The organism is Chloroflexota bacterium, from assembly GCA_020850535.1.
GTDB lineage: Bacteria > Chloroflexota > UBA6077 > UBA6077 > JACCZL01 > JADZEM01.
The window spans coordinates 12,582-30,564 of record JADZEM010000109.1; the positions used below are offsets into that span (position 1 = coordinate 12,582).

At 69.2% G+C, this 17,983-nt stretch carries 14 protein-coding genes; 8 read left to right on the top strand and 6 right to left on the bottom strand.

Annotation, left to right across the window (positions count from 1 at the left end; all coding sequences use genetic code 11):
* A complete protein-coding gene (locus tag IT306_14915; GenBank protein MCC7369719.1) occupies positions 1-2,337 on the bottom strand; it encodes a hypothetical protein in 2,337 nt (778 codons plus the stop codon).
* A gap of 97 nt (positions 2,338-2,434) precedes the next feature.
* Here IT306_14915 and IT306_14920 point away from each other — a divergent pair, with 97 nt between their 5' ends.
* The 3 genes from IT306_14920 (at position 2,435) to IT306_14930 (ending at position 5,052) form a co-directional block, all read left to right on the top strand.
* Positions 2,435-3,058, top strand: coding sequence for a pyridoxamine 5'-phosphate oxidase family protein (locus tag IT306_14920; protein MCC7369720.1), 624 nt, complete (start codon positions 2,435-2,437; stop codon positions 3,056-3,058).
* Positions 3,059-3,307: 249 nt separating this feature from the next.
* Positions 3,308-3,970 carry a DUF4433 domain-containing protein gene (locus IT306_14925; GenBank protein ID MCC7369721.1) on the top strand — a complete coding sequence of 221 codons (663 nt, stop codon included), beginning with the start codon at positions 3,308-3,310 and terminating at the stop codon, positions 3,968-3,970.
* A gap of 29 nt (positions 3,971-3,999) precedes the next feature.
* On the top strand, positions 4,000-5,052 hold the full coding sequence (locus tag IT306_14930; GenBank protein ID MCC7369722.1) for a macro domain-containing protein: 1,053 nt from the start codon (positions 4,000-4,002) through the stop codon (positions 5,050-5,052).
* A gap of 54 nt (positions 5,053-5,106) precedes the next feature.
* On the opposite strand, the gene lepB is transcribed toward IT306_14930, so the two are convergent.
* Entirely contained in the window at positions 5,107-5,775 is a 669-nt protein-coding gene (gene lepB, locus IT306_14935) for a signal peptidase I (protein MCC7369723.1), read from the bottom strand.
* Positions 5,776-6,078: 303 nt separating this feature from the next.
* On the opposite strand from lepB, the gene IT306_14940 reads away from it, so the two are divergent.
* The gene (locus tag IT306_14940) at positions 6,079-7,299 is read left to right on the top strand and encodes an FAD-binding oxidoreductase (protein MCC7369724.1); all 1,221 of its coding nucleotides are present in this window, start codon (positions 6,079-6,081) and stop codon (positions 7,297-7,299) included.
* Positions 7,300-7,555: 256 nt separating this feature from the next.
* Positions 7,556-8,668, top strand: a complete 1,113-nt coding sequence (locus IT306_14945) for a hypothetical protein (GenBank protein ID MCC7369725.1) — start codon at positions 7,556-7,558, stop codon at positions 8,666-8,668.
* A gap of 140 nt (positions 8,669-8,808) precedes the next feature.
* Here the strand turns inward: IT306_14945 and IT306_14950 are convergent, their stop codons facing one another.
* The 3 genes from IT306_14950 to IT306_14960 all read right to left on the bottom strand — a co-directional run bounded on the left by IT306_14950 (position 8,809) and on the right by IT306_14960 (position 10,638).
* Positions 8,809-9,285: a hypothetical protein gene (locus IT306_14950; protein ID MCC7369726.1), complete on the bottom strand. Its 477-nt coding sequence runs from the start codon at positions 9,283-9,285 to the stop codon at positions 8,809-8,811.
* 165 nt (positions 9,286-9,450) lie between these two features.
* Positions 9,451-9,687 (bottom strand): hypothetical protein, encoded by a 237-nt coding sequence (locus IT306_14955; protein ID MCC7369727.1) that lies wholly within the window; start codon positions 9,685-9,687, stop codon positions 9,451-9,453.
* Between the two features lie 60 nt (positions 9,688-9,747).
* Complete coding sequence (locus IT306_14960; GenBank protein ID MCC7369728.1) at positions 9,748-10,638, bottom strand: TatD family hydrolase; 891 nt, start codon at positions 10,636-10,638, stop codon at positions 9,748-9,750.
* A 43-nt stretch (positions 10,639-10,681) separates the two neighbouring features.
* On the opposite strand from IT306_14960, the gene IT306_14965 reads away from it, so the two are divergent.
* From IT306_14965 to IT306_14975, 3 genes are all read left to right on the top strand, one after another.
* Positions 10,682-12,328, top strand: coding sequence for a cyclic nucleotide-binding domain-containing protein (locus IT306_14965; GenBank protein ID MCC7369729.1), 1,647 nt, complete (start codon positions 10,682-10,684; stop codon positions 12,326-12,328).
* Positions 12,329-12,557: 229 nt separating this feature from the next.
* Entirely contained in the window at positions 12,558-13,709 is a 1,152-nt protein-coding gene (locus IT306_14970) for a GGDEF domain-containing protein (protein MCC7369730.1), read from the top strand.
* A gap of 182 nt (positions 13,710-13,891) precedes the next feature.
* Positions 13,892-17,281, top strand: coding sequence for a GAF domain-containing protein (locus tag IT306_14975; GenBank protein ID MCC7369731.1), 3,390 nt, complete (start codon positions 13,892-13,894; stop codon positions 17,279-17,281).
* 50 nt (positions 17,282-17,331) lie between these two features.
* On the opposite strand, the gene IT306_14980 is transcribed toward IT306_14975, so the two are convergent.
* Positions 17,332-17,907: a cob(I)yrinic acid a,c-diamide adenosyltransferase gene (locus IT306_14980; protein ID MCC7369732.1), complete on the bottom strand. Its 576-nt coding sequence runs from the start codon at positions 17,905-17,907 to the stop codon at positions 17,332-17,334.
* Positions 17,908-17,983 lie beyond the last annotated feature (76 nt).

The window sequence follows — 17,983 nt, forward strand, 5'->3', positions numbered from 1 at the left end:
TCAGGGCGAGGGCGGTGGGCTCTCGGCGGGTGGGCGGCCGTTCGTGCGGGCGGCGAGGCTGTTGGTCAGGAACTCCGAGATGTCGAGGATCGGGAGCGTCTCGAAGACGCCCTTGGCGCGTGCGCCGTCCTCCAGCATGATCATGCAGTAGGGGCAGGCCACGGCCACCTGATCCGGCTGTTCGGCCTGGATGTGCTCCATCCGCAGGTGGTTGACCCGCGTGCCTCTGCGCTCCTCGAACCAGATTTTGGCGCCGCCAGCCCCGCAGCACATGGCGTTGCGACGACAGCCAGCCCGGACCTCCTTGCGCTCAAGGCCGGGGATGGCGTCGAGCACCTCGCGGGGCTGCTCGTAGATGTCCTGGTAGCGGCCGAGGTAGCAGGGGTCGTGGTAGGCCACACTGCCGTTGCCGTTCAGCGGGACGGTGGGCCGAAGCGTGCCGCTGCTGACCAGCTCGGCGAGGTACTCGGCGTGGTGGCGGACGGTGTACAGGCCGCCAAGCTGCGGATACTCATCCTTGAGCGTGTTGAAGCAGTGGGGGCAGGAAGCCAGAATCGTCTTCGAGGGTGGGCTGCCGTCTTCTGGCTTGCCCATGCCCAGCTCGTTGAGCGTGGCGACGTTCTCGCCGGCCAGGATCTGCCACAGGTACTCGTTGCCGGCACGGCGGGCGGGGTCTCCGGTGCAGGTCTCCCCGCGCCCGAGGATCGCGAAGCGGATGCCGGCGGTCTGGAGCAGCCCGGCCAGCGCCCGTGCGACCTTCTGGTTGCGCTCGTCGTACGATCCGGCGCAGCCGACCCAGTAGAGCACGTCGATCTCGTCGGCGGTGACATCCTCCCCGAGGACCGGGATGGGCGTCTCCATGGCCTTGGCCCAGTTGGCGCGGTCAGAGCGTGGGAAGCGCCAGGGGTTGCCGGCCGCTTCGAGATTGTCGAAGAGGCGCTGTAGTTCTGGCTCGAAGCGGCTCTCGACCAGCACGAGGTTCCGCCGCATTTCGACGATCTTCGGCACGTGCTCGATGAAGACGGGGCAGGCGTCGACGCAGGCGCGGCAGGTGGTGCAGTCCCAGAGGACGGCGTCGGTGATGACATCGCCGACGAGCTGGACGGCGGGAGCATCCGAGGCTGGCTCGGTCGCGGCGGTCGCGGCGGCGGCCTGCTCTCCACCACTCCCACCCTCGGCGGCAGGGGCGGCAGTGGCGGCCCGCAGGGCGCCTGGAGCGGCCAGGGCCGGGTTGACGGCCCCGGTCGGCGTGACGTTGGCGGCGCCGTCGCCGTCGTCGCCGCGCGCCTTGCGGGTGCGGGCGTACGGTGTGGGGCCAGATCCGGTCAGCAGCTGGTTGCGAAGGTCGAGGATCAGGAGCATCGGCGAGAGCGCCTTGCCGGTGCGTGACGCGGGGCAGGCCAGCTCACAGCGGGTGCACTCGGTGCAGGCCTGCACGTCGAGCCGATCCTTCCAGGTGAGGTCGGAGAGCTTCGCGAGGCCGATGGGCGGCGGATCCTGCTCGAACGCTTTCTCGATGTCGATGAACGCGAGGGCGCCCTTCGGCTCGAGGCTCTGGAAGTAGATGTTGGCCGGGCCGGCGAAGATGTGGCGCAGCTTGGAGTAGGGCAGGTAGGCGATCCAGGCGAGCGCCAGCACGAGGTGGAACCACCAGAGGCCGAGGTGCAGCCCGCGCAAGGCCCCCGCGCCCAGGCCAATGCCCGAGAGCGCCAGCCCCACCCCGTACCCGACCGGCGACCAGATGGCCCATGGATCGGCGGTGGCGATGATCCGCGCCCCCTCGATGACGAAGCCGGTGATGAGGATGACCTGGAAGCCGCCGAGGATCAGCCAGTCATCCAGGATGCTGCGGGGATCGCCCGGGCGGTACAGCCGGTCGTGGCGCGGCTCGGGGCCGGCCGAGCGCCGGAGTATCGTCAGGCCGAGGCCGATGACGGCTCCGAGGCCGAGCACGTCGAGGATCAGCGACTGGAACCAGAGGTAGAAGTCGCCCTGCATGATGCGGAAGACCGGGAAGAACTGCCCGAGATCCTCGTGGATGAAGACGACGACGGTGCCGATGAACAGCACGACGAAGCCCCACGAGAACAGCAGGTGGGCGAAGCCGCTGTAGCGCCGCTGCAGGGTGCGGCCCTGCGCGAGGGCGTGGGACAGCAGCAGCTTGACGCGGCGGCCGGGCTGGTCGAAGCGGTCGGCCGGTTGCCCGGCGGCGAGCAGCAGGTAGTACCGATACGCCCCGTACGCGAAGGCGACGGCCGCGACGACGACCAGCGCGTACATGATCCAGATGCCCTGGATGTTCCAGTAGACCTCGCGTGTCGGGGCGGTGGTGGGCACAGTGGCTCCTGCGAGGGGGTGGCGACGCCCCATGGTAGCAGAGGGTACGGCATCGCCTACACTCCCTGTACCAGCGCACCGGGAGGGTGAGGGTCCGATGTTCCAGCACGTCATCAGCACCGAGGCAGAGCTGCGCGATCTGATGGGCCAGGCGAGCGAGGGCGCGATCAAGAAGGAGACGACCTACCTGACGCCGGAGTGCATCGCCTACATCGAGCGTTCGCCGTTTGTGCTGCTGGCAACCTCCAGCACCGATGGCCGCTGCGACGTCTCGCCGAAGGGCGATCCGAACGGATTCGTCAAGGTGCTGGACGAGCGGCATCTGGTGATCCCGGATCGGCCGGGCAACAAGCGGTTCGACGGGCTGCGGAACCTGCTGGAGAATCCGCAGATCGGGTTGATCTTCCTGGTGCCGGGCCGCCACGAGACGCTACGGGTGAACGGCCGGGCCAGCATCACCAACGATCCTGACCTGCTGGACTCGATGAAGGTGCAGGGCAAGCGGCCCTGGTTCGGCATCGGGGTCGAGGTCGAGGAGTGCTTCCTGCACTGCGGGAAGGCGTTCCTGCGCTCGCAGCTGTGGGAGCCGGCCGCCTGGCCGGATCTGGCGACGGTCCCGACCGGCGGCGCGCTGCTGAGCGGGACACGGCGGGGCGTGGGGATGACGGCGGAGCAGATCGAGCAGGGGCTGAAGGATGCCTACACGGTGACGATGTACTGAGGCAGGCAAGGCCTTCACCCCTTGCCCAAGAGAGGCCGCCCCTCACCCCCGACCCGCTGCGCGGAGCGACTATCGGCTTCCACGAACCCTTCGCAGGCTCAGGGCGGGCTGGCCCCTCACGTTCGGCGGATCCCCGTGTCGCCGATCTCATCTCCGGCGCGGAGAGGGGGAGCCGGACAGTGTCTGGTCGTCAGGTCCGCTGCCGGAGTGCGGTGGGGTCTATTCAGAAGAATGCGGCAGGCGCGAGCGATGGCAGAACAGGGGGCACGAGTTCCAGATCGGCCGAAGATCTACCACATCACGCACGTCAACAATCTGGAGAGAATCGTGGCGGCGGGCGTGCTGTGGTCCGATGCGGAACGCATCTCGCAGGGGATGGACTGCGAGGTCGTCGGGATGTCGAGCATCAAGGCGCGTCGACTGGAGCGGTTAGAGGTCGGCTGCCATCCCGGGACGAAGGTGGGCGAGTACGTGCCGTTCTACTTCTGCCCACGCTCGATGATGCTGTATATCCTGCACATGGGCAACCACCCTGAGTTGACCTACCGTGGTGGGCAGGGGCCGCTGGTCCATCTGGAGGCAGACCTGCACAGGGTGGTGGCCTGGGCTGATGCAGCCGCCCGCCGGTGGGCGTTCAGCGATGGGAATGCTGGGGCATTCTATACCCGGTTCTACAAGGACGTGCGACAGCTCGATCAGGTGAACTGGCAGGCCGTTGCCGCGCACAATTGGCAGCCGCCAGAGATCAAGGAAGGCAAGCAGGCCGAGTTCCTGATGTACGAGCTGTTTCCGTGGCGCCTGGTGGAGCGGATCGGCGTTCAGAACCGGACAACGGCGACAAAGGCGCTCGATGCAATCTCGGCGGCGAACCATCGACCGCTGGTGAGCGTTGAAGTACCATGGTACTACTAGATCGTCCAGCCACGAGGGGAGGCGAGCCGGTGATCAAGCTGACCCGTGGCAATGTGGTGCGGGCAGACGCGGAAGCGCTCGTCAACACGGTGAACTGCGTGGGCGTGATGGGGCGCGGCGTGGCGCTCCAGTTCCGCAAGGCGTTCCCGGAGAATTACCGAGCGTACCGGGTGGTTTGCAACCGGGAGGAGCTCCGGCCCGGCGTGATGCTGGTTCACGATCTCGGTCGGTTGACCAACCCGCGCTACATCATCAACTTTCCGACGAAGCGCCACTGGAAGGGGAAGAGCCGGCTGGAGGACATCGAGTCCGGCCTGATGGCGCTTGTGCGAGAAGTCCGGGCGCGCGGCATCACCTCGATTGCGATACCGCCGCTGGGGTGCGGTCTGGGCGGTTTGCGGTGGTCTGACGTTCGCCCGAGGATCGAGCGAGCGTTCGCCGATCTGCCGGACGTCCAGGTACAGCTCTTCGAGCCGGTGGGAGAGCCGTCGCCAGATGTCGTGGCCCGTGAGGCCAGAGTACCGACGATGACGGAGGGGCGCGCGGCATTGCTTGGGCTGATGCGGCGGTATCTGGGGGCGGTGATGGACCCTGCCGTGAGCCTGCTGGAAGTGCACAAGCTGATGTACTTCATGCAGGTGGCGGGCGAGCCGTTGCGGTTACGGTATCAGAAGGCGCCGTACGGGCCGTACGCCGAGAATCTCCGTCACGTGCTGAGTGCCATCGATGGCCACTTTATTCTTGGCTTCGGCGATGGTGCTGAGCGGCCTGATCGACAGATTGAACTGAATCTTGAGGCGAGTGTCCGGGCCGAGAGGTTCCTGGAGGATCACCCGGCGACGCGTGCACGGTTCGACCGGGTGGCCGACCTGATTGAGGGGTTCGAAACGCCGTTCGGCATGGAACTGCTAGCAACCGTGCATTGGGTGACCGAGCAGGAAGGGGTACAGACAGCGCCCGAGGTTACTGCACGCGTGCATGCATGGAACACGCGTAAGCGGATGTTTGACGCTGGGCACATCGCCGTGGCGCTTAACGTGCTGCGCGAGAAGGGCTGGCTGACTGCGGCTGCTGAGGCGTGACAGTGCACCTCTCGCCCGGACGACGGACGGGGGCGCCACTCGTTGTGGGCGAGCCTACTCCGCGTAGGCGGCGACCTTCATCACGCCCCAGTCGGTCGGCGGCCAGTAGCTGACCCACGCCTTCCCGATCAGGTTGTTGGCCGGCACGAACCACCCCAGGTGCGAGTCGCTGCTGTTCGGGCGGTTGTCCCCGAGCACGAAGTACTGGCCGGGCGGCACGACCTTCGCCTCAAGGTCGTAGGTGGCCTTGTGGGTGATGTACGGCTCGTCCAGCGGCTTCCCGTTGACGAACACCTGGCCGTTGACGATCCGGACCGTCTCGCCTGGTAGACCGATCACCCGCTTGATGAAGTCCTTATCGGTCTGCCCCGGCGAGAGGAACACGATCACGTCGCCGCGAGACGGCCCGCCGAAGATGTAGTTCGGCGTGTCGTTGGGGGTGCGGTCGGGGACAAGGCTCTCAAGGAGCGTTCCATCGGCGCGGGCATAGATGACCTTGTTGATCAGCAGGTACTGCCCGGTGTGCAGGGTCGGGTCCATGCTCGCGCCTTCGACGCGGAAGTTCTGGACCACCGAGCGCACCGCCAGGAAGATGGCGATGGTCAGCAGGACGGTCTGGACGATCTCCCAGACCAGGGAGCGGGCCGAGTCCCCGCGTGATTCCGTTGCTACCGCTTGTTCGTCAACCGAGGGTGTCGCAGTCCACGCCGAAGCAGGCGTCACCTGGTCTCCATGCATCCCGCCACTGCTCCTCAGCCGACGATCCAGGCCACACCCGGGTCAGCGCCCCGTAGCGTGGTCAGCGTTCTCCATTATAGTCACGCCCCGGAAGACGGGCCAGGAATGCTCCGCTCTTCCGCGCCACGCGAGTGTCACGACGTTGCGGCGGCGGCTTGCGCGCGCTGGGCCGGGCTGGTTGTCCGGCTGCCGCCTCAGAGATCGGTCGCCTGCTGCCCCAGGCGCAGGCGTCACCCCGAGCGCGCGCCATACGTCACGGTACTGCATCCGATAACGGGAGGAAGGTCTATGGAGGGCCGGCTCGCCGCCCCAGATGTCCTGATTGTTGGCGCTGGCGTGGTCGGCGCAGCGCTTGCCTACGAGTGCGCGCGCCGGGGCCAGCGAGTGCTGGTGGTGGACCGCGCTGAGGCGGGCGGCCAGGGGGCGACGCGCTGGAGCATGGGCGGCACCCACTGGCTGGCCGGGGCTGCCGACGACCGCCTCCGCGACTTCTGCCGCGAGGGGCTGGCGCGGCACCAGCAACTGACCGAGGAGCTGGGCACGCCGAGCGGCTTCTACGCCCGACCCATCGTCGTGCTGGCCCCGGATGAGACGGCGCTCGACAACCTCGCCGGGCTGGTGGCGAATGGGGAGACCCACGGGTTCGTCGGGCGGATGGTGGGGCGCGATGAGCTGTACGCGCTCGAGCCGACGCTGCGCCCCGGGGCGGCCGTCGGCGCGGCAGTCTGCTCGCTCGGCTGGCTGGACACCATCACGGCGACGCAGGCCTGGCTCCAGGGCGCCAGGATGCACGGCGCGCAGATCAGGACCGGGGTTGACGTGCGGGCGTTGCACCTGGAGGGGGCATCGCCGGCCGTCGAGACCTCGGATGGAACGCTCTCGGCGGGGCAGGTGCTGCTGACGGCAGGTGCGTGGACGGCGCGCCTGTTGCAGGGGTGCGGCATCGCGCTGCCGCTGCACCATACGCACGCCGAGATCGTGGAAATCGAGCCGCGGCCAGAGCAGTATCGGCACGTGGTGATCGCCAGCCTGCCGATGGAGCGGACGCGGGCCGCCCTGGAGCTGGCGATGTGCCGGCCAGAGCATGCGGCGCAGTTCGCGGCCGGCGACGGCTCCGAGCTGCCGATCCCGCCGAGCGCCGAGCTGGGCGTGGTCCAGATGCCGGACGGCCGGGTCCGCCTCGGGCAGATGAGCCGGGCCGTCTCCGGGTTCTGGGACGGCCCGCATCCGGACGCCGAGCAGCTGATCCGTGCCGAGGTGGCGAAGTTCTACCCGGAGCTCGCGCAGCAGCCGGGCACGCTGTCGCACCGGCCGGTCTCGTTCTCGGCGGACCGTCTGCCGCTGGCCGGGCCGGTTCCGGGCGCGCCGGGGACGTGGCTGGTGAGCGGCCTCGTCAGCCCGCTGATCTACCTGCCGGCGCTCGCGCCGCGCGTGGCCGCCGCGCTGGCCGGCGACTCGGTGCCGGAGATCGCGTTGTTCTCGCCAGGGCGGCTGATGGCGTCGGCCTGAGTCCGTGCACGCTCCGTCTCACCAGAGTGGAGCTTCGGCTGCTCGCTGTCATCCTGAACGGACCGAGCTTGCGCTCCACCATGTCACCCTGCGCAGGAGGCCCGCGTCCGTCGCCCGGGGTGAGCGTTCGTGTTTTCGAGAGCCGCCCGCTCGGCCGCGCGTACAATCGAGTATGGCGACCTTCCCACTGGCCAGCGTCCGCCCTCGTCTGTTGGCGCGCAGCCGGGCGTGCTCCCCGGCTGCTCTCGGCGCGCGTGTGGCGTTCTGTCTGGTGGCGCTGCTGCTCCTGCTGATAGGTAACACGCCGCTGCCAGCCGAGCTGCGGGTGCGCCAGCTTGCCGCGCCGCTGGCGTTCCCGCTGGTGGACTGGCACCTTGCCCGCCTCGCCGAGCGCGGCGACCGCATCGGGCTGGGCCTGCTTGGCGCGCACCCGGTGCCTGGGCCGGCCGACCGCGCCGCCGTCGCCGCCTACTTCGCGGCCCGCCCGTCAGACCGTCAGCCGCTGGCAGTCCCGGCCGAGCGCGCCTTCGAGCGTGCGGTCTCGGATGTCCTCTGGCAGGAGGGGCTGACCACTGCCGCGCCCTGGTCTGGCAGCGGGCAGATCCTCTTTCCGCCGGTCGCCTTCACGTTCACGGCGCCGCCCGAGGTGCTGATCGTGTCGCGGCGGGACCGTGTCTCGGTGGTGCAGTCTGAGCTGCTGCGGCCCGGTGTCTCCGTCGCGGACGCCGAGCGCCTGGAAGCTGCCACCGACGACCTCGGCTACTCCTCGCTGGTGGTGGAGATCGGCGGCCTCGCCACCTACCCGACCATGGTGCTCCAGAACACCCGACCGCTCGACGCTGCCGTGGCGGTGGCCCATGAGTGGATTCACGGCTACCTGTTCTTCACGCCGCTCGGACGGCGCTACTGGAGCAGCCAGGACGCCCGCACCATCAACGAGACGGCTGCCGAGATGGTCTCCCGAGAGCTTGGGCCACGCATCGCCCGCAGCCTCGATCTGGAGTCGCCGGCGGCCCGCCCGCCAGACCAGCCGTCCGGCGCGCAGCCGTCGCTGCTCCAGTTCCGCAGCCTGATGCGCGAGACGCGCATCACCCTTGACCGTCTGCTGCGGGCCGGCCAGATCGACGAGGCCGAGGCGTACCTGCGGGATCGCCGCCAGGACTTCCTGACCGCCGGCTTTCAGATCCGTAAGCTGAATCAGGCGTACTTCGCGTTCTACGGCAGCTACGGCGACGCTGCCGCCGGCGTCAACCCGATCCCCCGTCAACTGGGCTGGCTGCGGGCCGCCAGCGGCTCGCCCGGCGAGTTCCTGAGGCGGGTCGGGCAGATCACCAGCGCCGAGGAGCTGGCGCGCGCTGTCGGGGAGTAACGGGGCTGCGAGGGCGTGACGGGCGCGTTCCGAGGGCGCGCCTTGCCCCTCAGGCGGGCCAGCCGGGGCGCTGGCACGCCCATGACTGCCTCAAGTAGGGCAGTGCTACCGGACCAGGAACCTGAGATCGTCTCCGTCTCTTAGAAGGTCCGGCCGAGCGCCTGGTCCCACGGCTGCGGCGCGGCCACCCGCACGATCTCCTCTTCACGGTCCCGCACGTACAGGTACAACTGCGCGAAGAACTCGACTTCTGGCAGCGGGTACGTCGGGTTGATGCAGAGGTATGGGTAGACCCAGGGGACGCGGTAGCCCGGCGCGGCGCGGACCTCGATCCGCCGGCCGACCCGCAGCCGATAGGTGATGCCCTCGAACAGCCTGGACGGCAGCTCCAGGTAGCCGTCCCGCTGCAAGTCGGCCCAGAGCGCATCGCCGAGGGTTGTCTGGGCGACCTCCAGGGCACGCTTGCGCGCCTCGCGGTAGTCCGCCCGCGTGAAGTCCCAGCCGGCCGAGCGCTTTGGCAAGTGCTCCCAGTTGCTCCGGAGCCACGGTTGCTCAAGATCGCCGCTGGCCGCGCCGCCATCAGCGTCGGGCGGCGGGACCGGATCGGCAAGGATCAGCCAGCGCCAGATGCGCCCGAGATCGAACATCGAGCCTCTCACGCGGTCACCGGTGACGCCAGAGGGTTGCGGCGCGCCAGGACGCCCGTACGGCAGCGTGCCACCACGGACGCCGGCGTCACCCAGCCCTGAAACCAGAAACCCAGAACCCGAAACCGGCCGGAATCAGCCGCCGGCAATCGGCGCGATGATCTGGTACTCCTCAACCTTCGGGTCGAACGGGGCGGTGTCCAGCACATGCTTGCCGTCCACCTTCTTGGAGACCACGCACCCACGCTCACGGGCCTCTCGGATGATCCGCTCCGCCTCAGCGATCCGCTCCCGCGCCTCCTCAGTGTTGGTATCCAGATCCCACTCGACGACCTGGTGACCACGGCGATTCGCGACGATGATGCGGTGCATGTGGTGCCTCCGTGGCGGGTTTCCTACCATCGTAGGCCGGTGTGTGACAGAAGGCAAGTTTCAAAAGCCTGCCGTCCCGCCCCGGAGCCATGCCCAGAAGCTCGCCGTGGTGGCCGCCGCTACGGCCTCGACGGACGCCCCGTGCAACTCCGCCACGCCCGCGCAGACCGTCGCCACGTCGCGCGGCTCGGTGGCGCGGCCCGGCAGCGGGTAGGTGTCTGTTTCGAGCAGGAGCCGGTCGAGCGGGATGCGCGGGACGGCTGCGCGGACCGCCGTCTCGGCCTGGCGGGTGACCGGCCGCCCGACCGAGATCCAGCAGCCCGCCTCCAGATACCGCGCAGCCAGGGCCGGCCCGCCCACGAAGTAGTGGGCCACCGTCCGTACCGCCGGCTGCGCTCGCACGACCGTCAGTGCCGCCTCGTGGACGGCCGGCTCGCCGACGACGTGCAGCACCAGCGGCAGCGCATGCTGGGCGGCCAGCGCCACGCAGGCCGCGAGGAAGCGTTGCTGCCCGTCCAGGTCCGGGGCAGCAGCATCCAGGCCCACCTCGCCAATCGCCGCCGGGACTGTGCGGCCAATCGCCGCCGGGGCTGTGCCGCCCACCGACACTGGTGATGCATCGCCAACTGCGAGCGCCGCCACGCCGCCCGGGGCAGCACGCACAGGCCCGGGCAGGTCCCTGCCCAGCAGCTGCCGGAGACTCCGCGCGGCCCCCGCCGCTCCGCCGCTCACCTCCAGCCGCGTCGGGTGGACGCCGACGGCTGCCAGGACGGACGGATGCCGCGCCGCCAGCCTCAGCGCTGCCCGTGACGATGGCGCATCCGTGCCGATGGTCAGCAGCGTCCCCACGCCGGCCTGCGCGGCCTCACGCACCATCCGTCCGACCTCGTCGTCCGTGTAGCGGTCCAGGTGAACGTGACTGTCCACCAGCGCCATGCTCCCCTTCTGCACAGATACGATCTCCTCATGCTAAGATCGGACTCGGGATGTTGCCGTGACACACGCTGGACAAGGTCCTGGTTCACACCGGCCAGCCGATGCCATCGTACCCGGAGCCGGCCGGGCCGGACCGCGCACGGCCGGCGTTCCGGCGCGTCCTGAGGCGGGCCGGGCCAGCGAGAGTCCCGCGGCCGAGGACCGCGCCTTCGCCGATCCGAACGACCTTCGCGCCATCCCGCTGTTCCAGTCCCTGACCGATCAGAACCTGCGCTCGTTGGCGCGCACGGTGACCCGCCGCGTGGCCGCGGCTGGGCAGGTGCTCTGCCGCGAGGGCGACGGTGGCCATGAGATGTACGTGGTGCTGCGCGGCACCGTGACGCTGACCAAGGCGGCCGGCGACCGCGAGACGGAGTTGGGCCGCCTGGAGAGCGGCGCCTACTTTGGCGAGATGGCGCTGATCGGCGAAGCCCCCCGCAGCGCGACGATCCGCGCCGCCACGGATCTCGACTACCTGGCCATCGACCGGGACACGCTCATGAGCGTCATCGGCCAGTTCCCCACCGTGGCGCTCCAGATCCTGCGCGGCTACAACGACCGCCTCGCGGACACCACCGAGCGGCTGGCCCACCTGAGCGCCCGCGCCACCCCCGCCGAGATCGCGTTGGTCCGCTCGGCGGCCGGGCAGGTTGACTTCGGCGCTCCGGACGGCGAGGCCTCTCTGGCCGATCTCGTCGAACGGCTGGTGCTGTACGCGCCACACCCGCTGGCCGTGCTGGCCCGCCGCCTGCTGGTCGAAGACCAGTGGGATCGCAAGATGTTGCTGGCGCTCGACGTGTTCGAGCTGACCGTCAAGTACACCCTCTTCCTGCTCCTGGCGGACTACCTGCGCCGGCCCACGATTCGCACGCCAGATGTCGATCAGATGGTGGTGGCAGCGTTCCGCCGCCCGACGCTCGGGCTGCTGCTCGACATGTGCCCGCGCGTTCTCAAAGCCTACGCCGCTCAGGATGCCGCGCCGTTCGTGCCGGGCGTCGTGGATCTGCACGTCCGGCGCGAGGGCGGCCGTTCGGCGTGTGGCCGGGCATTGCAGGCCCTCACCACCTACCGGAACCGGCTGAAGCACGGCGCGGAGGGCGTCTGGGACGACGAGACGTTCCGGCGCGACTTCGAGGGGCGCCCGGAGGAGCGGCTGCCCAACGGCGAGCCGCGCCTCGGCATCCAGCACCACCTCGCTGCGATCCTCGACGCCGTCGGCTTCCTGAAGGAGTATCCGCTCGTCTTCCTCAACTCGATGACCTACGAGCACGGCGCGTTCGAGTACGCCTATGAGCGCTGCACCGGCGCGTACTCCTCCTTCGACCGGGGCGTGTTTGCGACCCGTGAGCCGCTGGAGAACCGGCGACTGTACGTCTTCTCCCAGGGCGACGAGCAGGCCCTGGCCCTCGATCCGTTCCTGCGGCGGCAGAAGTGCCCGACCTGCAACACCGTCAGCATCTTCCTGCTGTTCAGCGCAACCGCCGACAAGGAGAAGCCCCGGCGCGATGCCGCCCTGGTCAGCGCCCCTGCTGACGCCGCCGACGCCAGACCCCGGCGGCGCGAGCGACTGGAGTACCTGAGCTACGCCTGTGGGCACACCCTCGTGCAGGTGCTCGCTGGCGAGCAGATCGAGCGCGGCGAAGGCGTCTCGCATCTGTTCGAGTGATGCTCGAAGACCGCTCGCGGCGTGCGTTGTACGGACGGGCAGTGGCGCGAGTCCACCGGAGCCATCCTCGCCACGACGGTTTCGACCGTTCCTGTACGCGGATGGGCAGGATCTCGGTTGCCCCCTAACGGTATGCTCGTAACGTCAGGAACGCGAACTGACGGGCAGCCAGGACGTCACCTATGATGTGTACTGGTGGCGCAGCCCCCAACTCGGTGTGAGGCAGAGCGTGTTCTGGAAGAAAAAGGCCGCCCATGACGACGAGCCGGACAGCGATGTCCGGCTCGGGCCGGTCGGCGGCCCCGGCGCGAGCGCTCCGCCCAGCAGCCCCGCCGAGTATGCGGACGCGGCGCTGGACACCGTGGTCAGCATGCTGCGTGCGCTGGGCCGCTACGCCTTCGACATCACCGGGGTGGACGCCTTCGCCTTCCGGCGGCAGTGCGAGACCTGGGCCGAGCACCTGGCCATCGGCGGCCCACACCCCGGCGAGCAGCGGAGCGGCCCGCCGGGCGCCGCCCCGCCCCGGTCCGCCGAGCGCGACTGGATCGGTGCGCGCCACTTCGTGCTCAAGCGCCGCCAGGATGAGGCCGAGTACATCGCCCGGAGCATCGGCGACCTGCGCGAGGTCATCGCCGATCTGACCGAGCGGCTCGCCACCACGCTCGTCGAGGATCAGGACACCGACCGTGGCGTCGCGGATCAGGTGGGGCGGTTGCGCGCTGCCGCCAGCATCCGATCCCTCGACCTGCTCCAGACCGAGGTGCGAACGATCGCCGACCTGCTGGCGCGGCTGCTCGACGAGCGCGGGCAGCGCGTGCGCTCCCAGATCCTCGAGCTCGACTTGAAGATCGCCGCGCTCTCCGAGGAGCTGCACGAGGTCAAGCACGAGAGCAGCCTGGACGGGCTGACGCGCGTCTTCAACCGTAGCGCGTTCGACAAGACGTTCATGCGGCTGCACCGCGTCGGTGCGCTCTCGGCGCAGCCGTCCTGCCTGCTGATGACCGACCTCGACAACCTCAAGCTGGTCAACGACCAGTACGGCCACCGCGCCGGCGACGAAGCCCTGCGCGTCTTTGCAGACTACCTCGTCCGCAGCTTTCCCCGCCGCAGCGACTTCATCGCCCGGTACGGCGGAGACGAGCTGGTCGTGATCCTGCCCCAGACGCGGCTCAACCAGAGCGAGCGGCTTGCACAGCGCTTCCTTGAGGGCATTCGGTCTATTGCCGTCAGCCACGGCGAGACGTCCTTCGGGCTGACGGCGTCCATCGGCCTGGCCGAGCTGAAACGCGGTGAAGAGGCCGACTCCTGGCTGGAGCGTGCGGACAAAGCGCTCTACCTGGCGAAGTCCGGCGGCCGCGACCAGATGGTTATCGCAGAATAGCGTCCTCACGGTGCAGCAGGAGCGCCCTGAGCGGTCTCTCATATTCGTCGCCGTGCCCGGGCTTTCGTTGCGGAGACTCGACCCATCCCTCCACTTCTGTACAGCGCGTTGACCGGTATCGTACGGCGTGCTGACCGGTGCGGCGGCGCGCTGCTCGTACATTTGATCTGGGAGCCTGCTGAGTGACCCGACGCGGACGGCTCGTGACGTTTCTCGACCGCCTGGGAACGGCGTCGGGGATTCTGGCCCTCTTTGTCGCGATTACACTCGCGTCGCTTGCCGTGTCGCTCGGGCAGACGCGCGCCACGGTCATGAGCACCGAGGCGCGGGTCATCACCACGACGGCGACCCTGGCCGAGCGTGCCGCCAACGAGATGGACGAGCGTCTGCGCCATGTGGCAGCCCTGGCCCGGACGGTCGAACAGCTGCCGCTATTCTGGGACGGCTCGGATGCGGACCGGGACATGCTGCTGCGGGCGCTGGCCGTGCCGAATCAGAGCGTCAATGCGCTGGTGTTCGCCTCGCCGGATCTCGAGCAGCACGGAGCCTCGAACTACGTTGACGGCCCCCGTGTCAGCGTGCGAGAGCGCCTGTACGCCCAGGAAGCCCTCGCGACTGGCCAGGTCAGCGTGTCGTCGGAGCCGCTCCAGGCGCTCCGGACCGGCGACGCCGTGCTGCCGGTGGCCGTGCCCGTGCAGGACGAGCGAGCGCCAGACCGGCGCGGCCTGATGATTGTCGGGCTGAAATCGTCCCGCCTCGCGACGATTCTCGCTGATGTGCCGTTGCCCGAGACCAGCCGGCTGACCCTGGTGGATCGCCGGTCGGGACGTGCCCTCGTGAGTTCGGTGGCAGCGACAGCCGTGCAGGATCAGGTGTCGCCGGCCCAGCTGGCCCGGATGCAGGCGGGCGAGCAGGTCTCGCGTCTCTCTCAGCCCGGCAACGGTGACTGGCTGATGATCTGGCATCCGCTCGACGGTGTGCCGTGGGCCGTGCTGGTCGAAGCGCCGCTGCCGATCCTGCTGGAGCCGGTGTACCGGGCGGCCGGCCAGATGACGCTCGCCCACTTGCTGATCGCGCTGATGACGGGGCTGATCCTCTCCGCGCTGTGGCGGCGGACGGTCCTTCGGCTGCGCCGCCTGACGGCTGCCGCCGACCGTTGGTCGTCCGGGGATCTGGCGCATCGTTCGGGCCTGCGGGGCGGCGACGAGGTCGGCCGCGTCGGCAGCGCGATAGACCGTATGGTCGGCGCGTTCGAGCGGGCCAGCGACGATCTCCGCAAGCAGCACGTTCAGCTCATGGCTGCGCTGGACCGCCGCGAGATCCTGTTGCGGGCCACCCGGCGCGTCGCGTCAGAGACCAATCGTGACGCCCTCCTGGCGGCGCTTCTGAGCGAGGCCGTGTCCGTGGTCGGCGCTGACGACGGTGGCATCACGCGCTGGGATCCGCAGCACGAGCGGCTGATCGCCACGCGCCGCTACCTGCCATCACAGGATGATGGCCTGCCGCTGTCCACCTCCAGCGCCAGCCACCGCGCTGCCGTGAGCCGGGCGCCCGTCTTCGTGGACGACTACCAGCAGGAGCTGCAGGGTCTCACGACCCCGGGGCAGCGCGGCGCGCTCGCGGCGCTCGCCGTGCCGTTGCTCGATCACGGCGAGGTGATCGGGACGATCTCGGTCAGCTCCCGGCAGGCTGGCCACCGATTCACGCGGGAGGATGCCGAGCAGCTTGAGCTGTTTGGCGGGGCCGTCTCAGGGGCGTTGGTGCGCCTGGAGGCCGCCGACGCGCTGCGGCAGCACGTCGAGCGGCTGGACACCCTCACCCACCTGGCGACGATGATCTCCCGCTCGCTGGACATGGACGAGCTGCTGCAGAGCATCGTCGATGCGGCCGCCACGCTGATGAACGTCGTCATCGTCCAGCTGTGGGTTGCCGATGAGGACAAGCAGAGCCTCCACCTCAAGGCGCTCTCGCAGTCCGCTTCGGGTATCCCGTTCCGGATGCTGACGATCCGTTACGGCGAGGGGGGCGCTGGCTGGGTCGCTGTCAAACGTGAGCCGCTCGCCATCGACAACATTCAGGAGGACGAACGCTTCGGGCCGCCGTCCTGGTGGGCGCGGCAGTCCATCCGCCACTACTTCGCGCAGCCGATCGAGATCGACGGGCGGCTGGTGGCGGTGATGGCCTTGATGCACAGCGAGCCGCTGCCGCTGACGGCCCGCGACCGCGCCCTGCTCGACAGCTTCGCGGCGCAGGCCGCCGTGGCCATCGAGAACGCGCGCCTGTACGCGGCGGTCGCCGACGCGCGCGATGCCGCCGAGACGGCGATGCGCGTCAAGGCGGACTTCCTGGCGACGATGAGCCACGAGATCCGGACGCCGCTCAACGGGATCATCGGCCTGAGCGAGCTGACGCTGGGGACCACGCTGGACGAGGAGCAGCGGACGAATCTCGAAATGATCGCCCGCTCTGGCGACGCCCTGCTGCGTATCGTGAACGACATCCTCGACCTCTCGAAGATCGAGGCCGGCAAGCTGGCGCTCGAATCGACCGCGTTGGACCCGCGTGCCGCCATCACCGATGCCCTCGGCTTGCACGCCGTCCAGGCCGAGCAGAAGGGCCTGCAGCTCGTCCAGCACGTGGCTGAAGATGTGCCGACCTGTGTCGTCGGGGATCCGTCTCGGCTGCGGCAGATTCTCTTCAACCTGGTCGGGAACGCTGTCAAGTTCACCGAGCGCGGCGCGGTGTCCGTCCACGTTTCGGTTGCCGAACGCGCCGACGACAGCGCCCTGCTGCACGTCCAGGTGCGGGATTCCGGCATCGGGATGGATGATGCGACGCGCGGCATCCTCTTCCAGCCGTTCACCCAGGCGGACCGCTCGACGACCCGCCGCTACGGTGGGACGGGGCTGGGGCTGACGATCTGCCGGCGGCTGGTCGAGCAGATGGGCGGCGAGATCGGCGTCGAGAGCGAGCCGGGCGTCGGCAGCACCTTCTGGTTCACGGCGCGCGTCGGCCTGGACGCCGGGCTGCTGCACGATCTCGAAGCGGCGCCACCCGTGCCGCCGGTCAGCCTGCAGGACACGGCGCCGGTGCTGCGTGAGTCATCCCCGGGACCGTTCCCCGAGCCGCTCGCCCTGCCCGACCTGCCCGGGCCGCCGGCCGGCGAGCGGGCGTTGCCCGTCCTCGTCGTGGACGATGCCCGCATCAACCGGCTGGTAACGGTCCGGATGCTGACCCATCTCGGGTACGAGCCGGTCAGCGCGGAGTCTGCCGCCGAGGCGCTCGGGCTCCTGGCGCATGGCCGTTTCTCGGTGATCCTGACGGACTGCTACATGCCGGAGATGGATGGCTTCTCGCTGACCCGCGCCATCCGCGAGATCGACCGCCAGGTGCCGATCATCGCCATGACCGCCGACGTGCTGGAAGAGACCCGCGAGCGCTGTATCGCCGCCGGCATGAGCGACTACCTGACCAAGCCGATCCGCATGGAGCAGCTCGAAGCGATGCTGTTCCGCTGGAGCCCGCTCCACGGGACCGGCGCGCCGGTCTCCGGAGTGGCCGCACGGTCGTAGGCGACCAGTCCGCCCGGTACCCGGCACCGCGCACCCGGCGCCGCGTCGCGTCAGTAGTCGAGACCCTTGCGCGCCTGGTGTCCCTCGTCGAACGGGTGCTTCAGCTTGACCATCTCCGAGGCCAGATCGACCATCGGCAGCAGCCGGTCGAGGTACTTCTTGTTGGCGTCGTGGCCGGTCAGCAGCAGGTTCAGGCCATGCGGCTTCGTCTGGATGATCTCCACCAGCTGCTCGAAGTCGACCTGCCCCTGATCGACGGCCCCCAGGATCTCGTCGAGGATCACCAGCTCGTAGCGGCCCGACGCGATCTTCTCGCGGGCGAGATCGAGGCCCTTCTGGGCCGCCTCGCGGTGCTCCTCGAGGGTGTACGGATCGCCAAAGATGTTGACGAAGCCGATGCCGGTCGGGATCAGCTCCAGGTTCGGGGCCAGCCGCTCGGCCGCGCTGATCTCTCCGAGCGGCTGGCCCTTGGGCCACTCACCCATCTTGGTGAACTGGATCATCGAGACGTTCCAGCCGCGCCCGATGGCCCGGAATGCGACCCCAAAGGCCGCCGTCGTCTTGCCCTTGCCCTCGCCGGTGTAGAGCAGCACGAGGCCGCGCAGCCCCTTCGTCGTCTCACTCATGTGGCCTCCGCTGGGCGGGGGTCGTCGATCCTGGGTCGTGGATCGTGGGGGCGCCGGGATCTGTGCGCCCCCACGA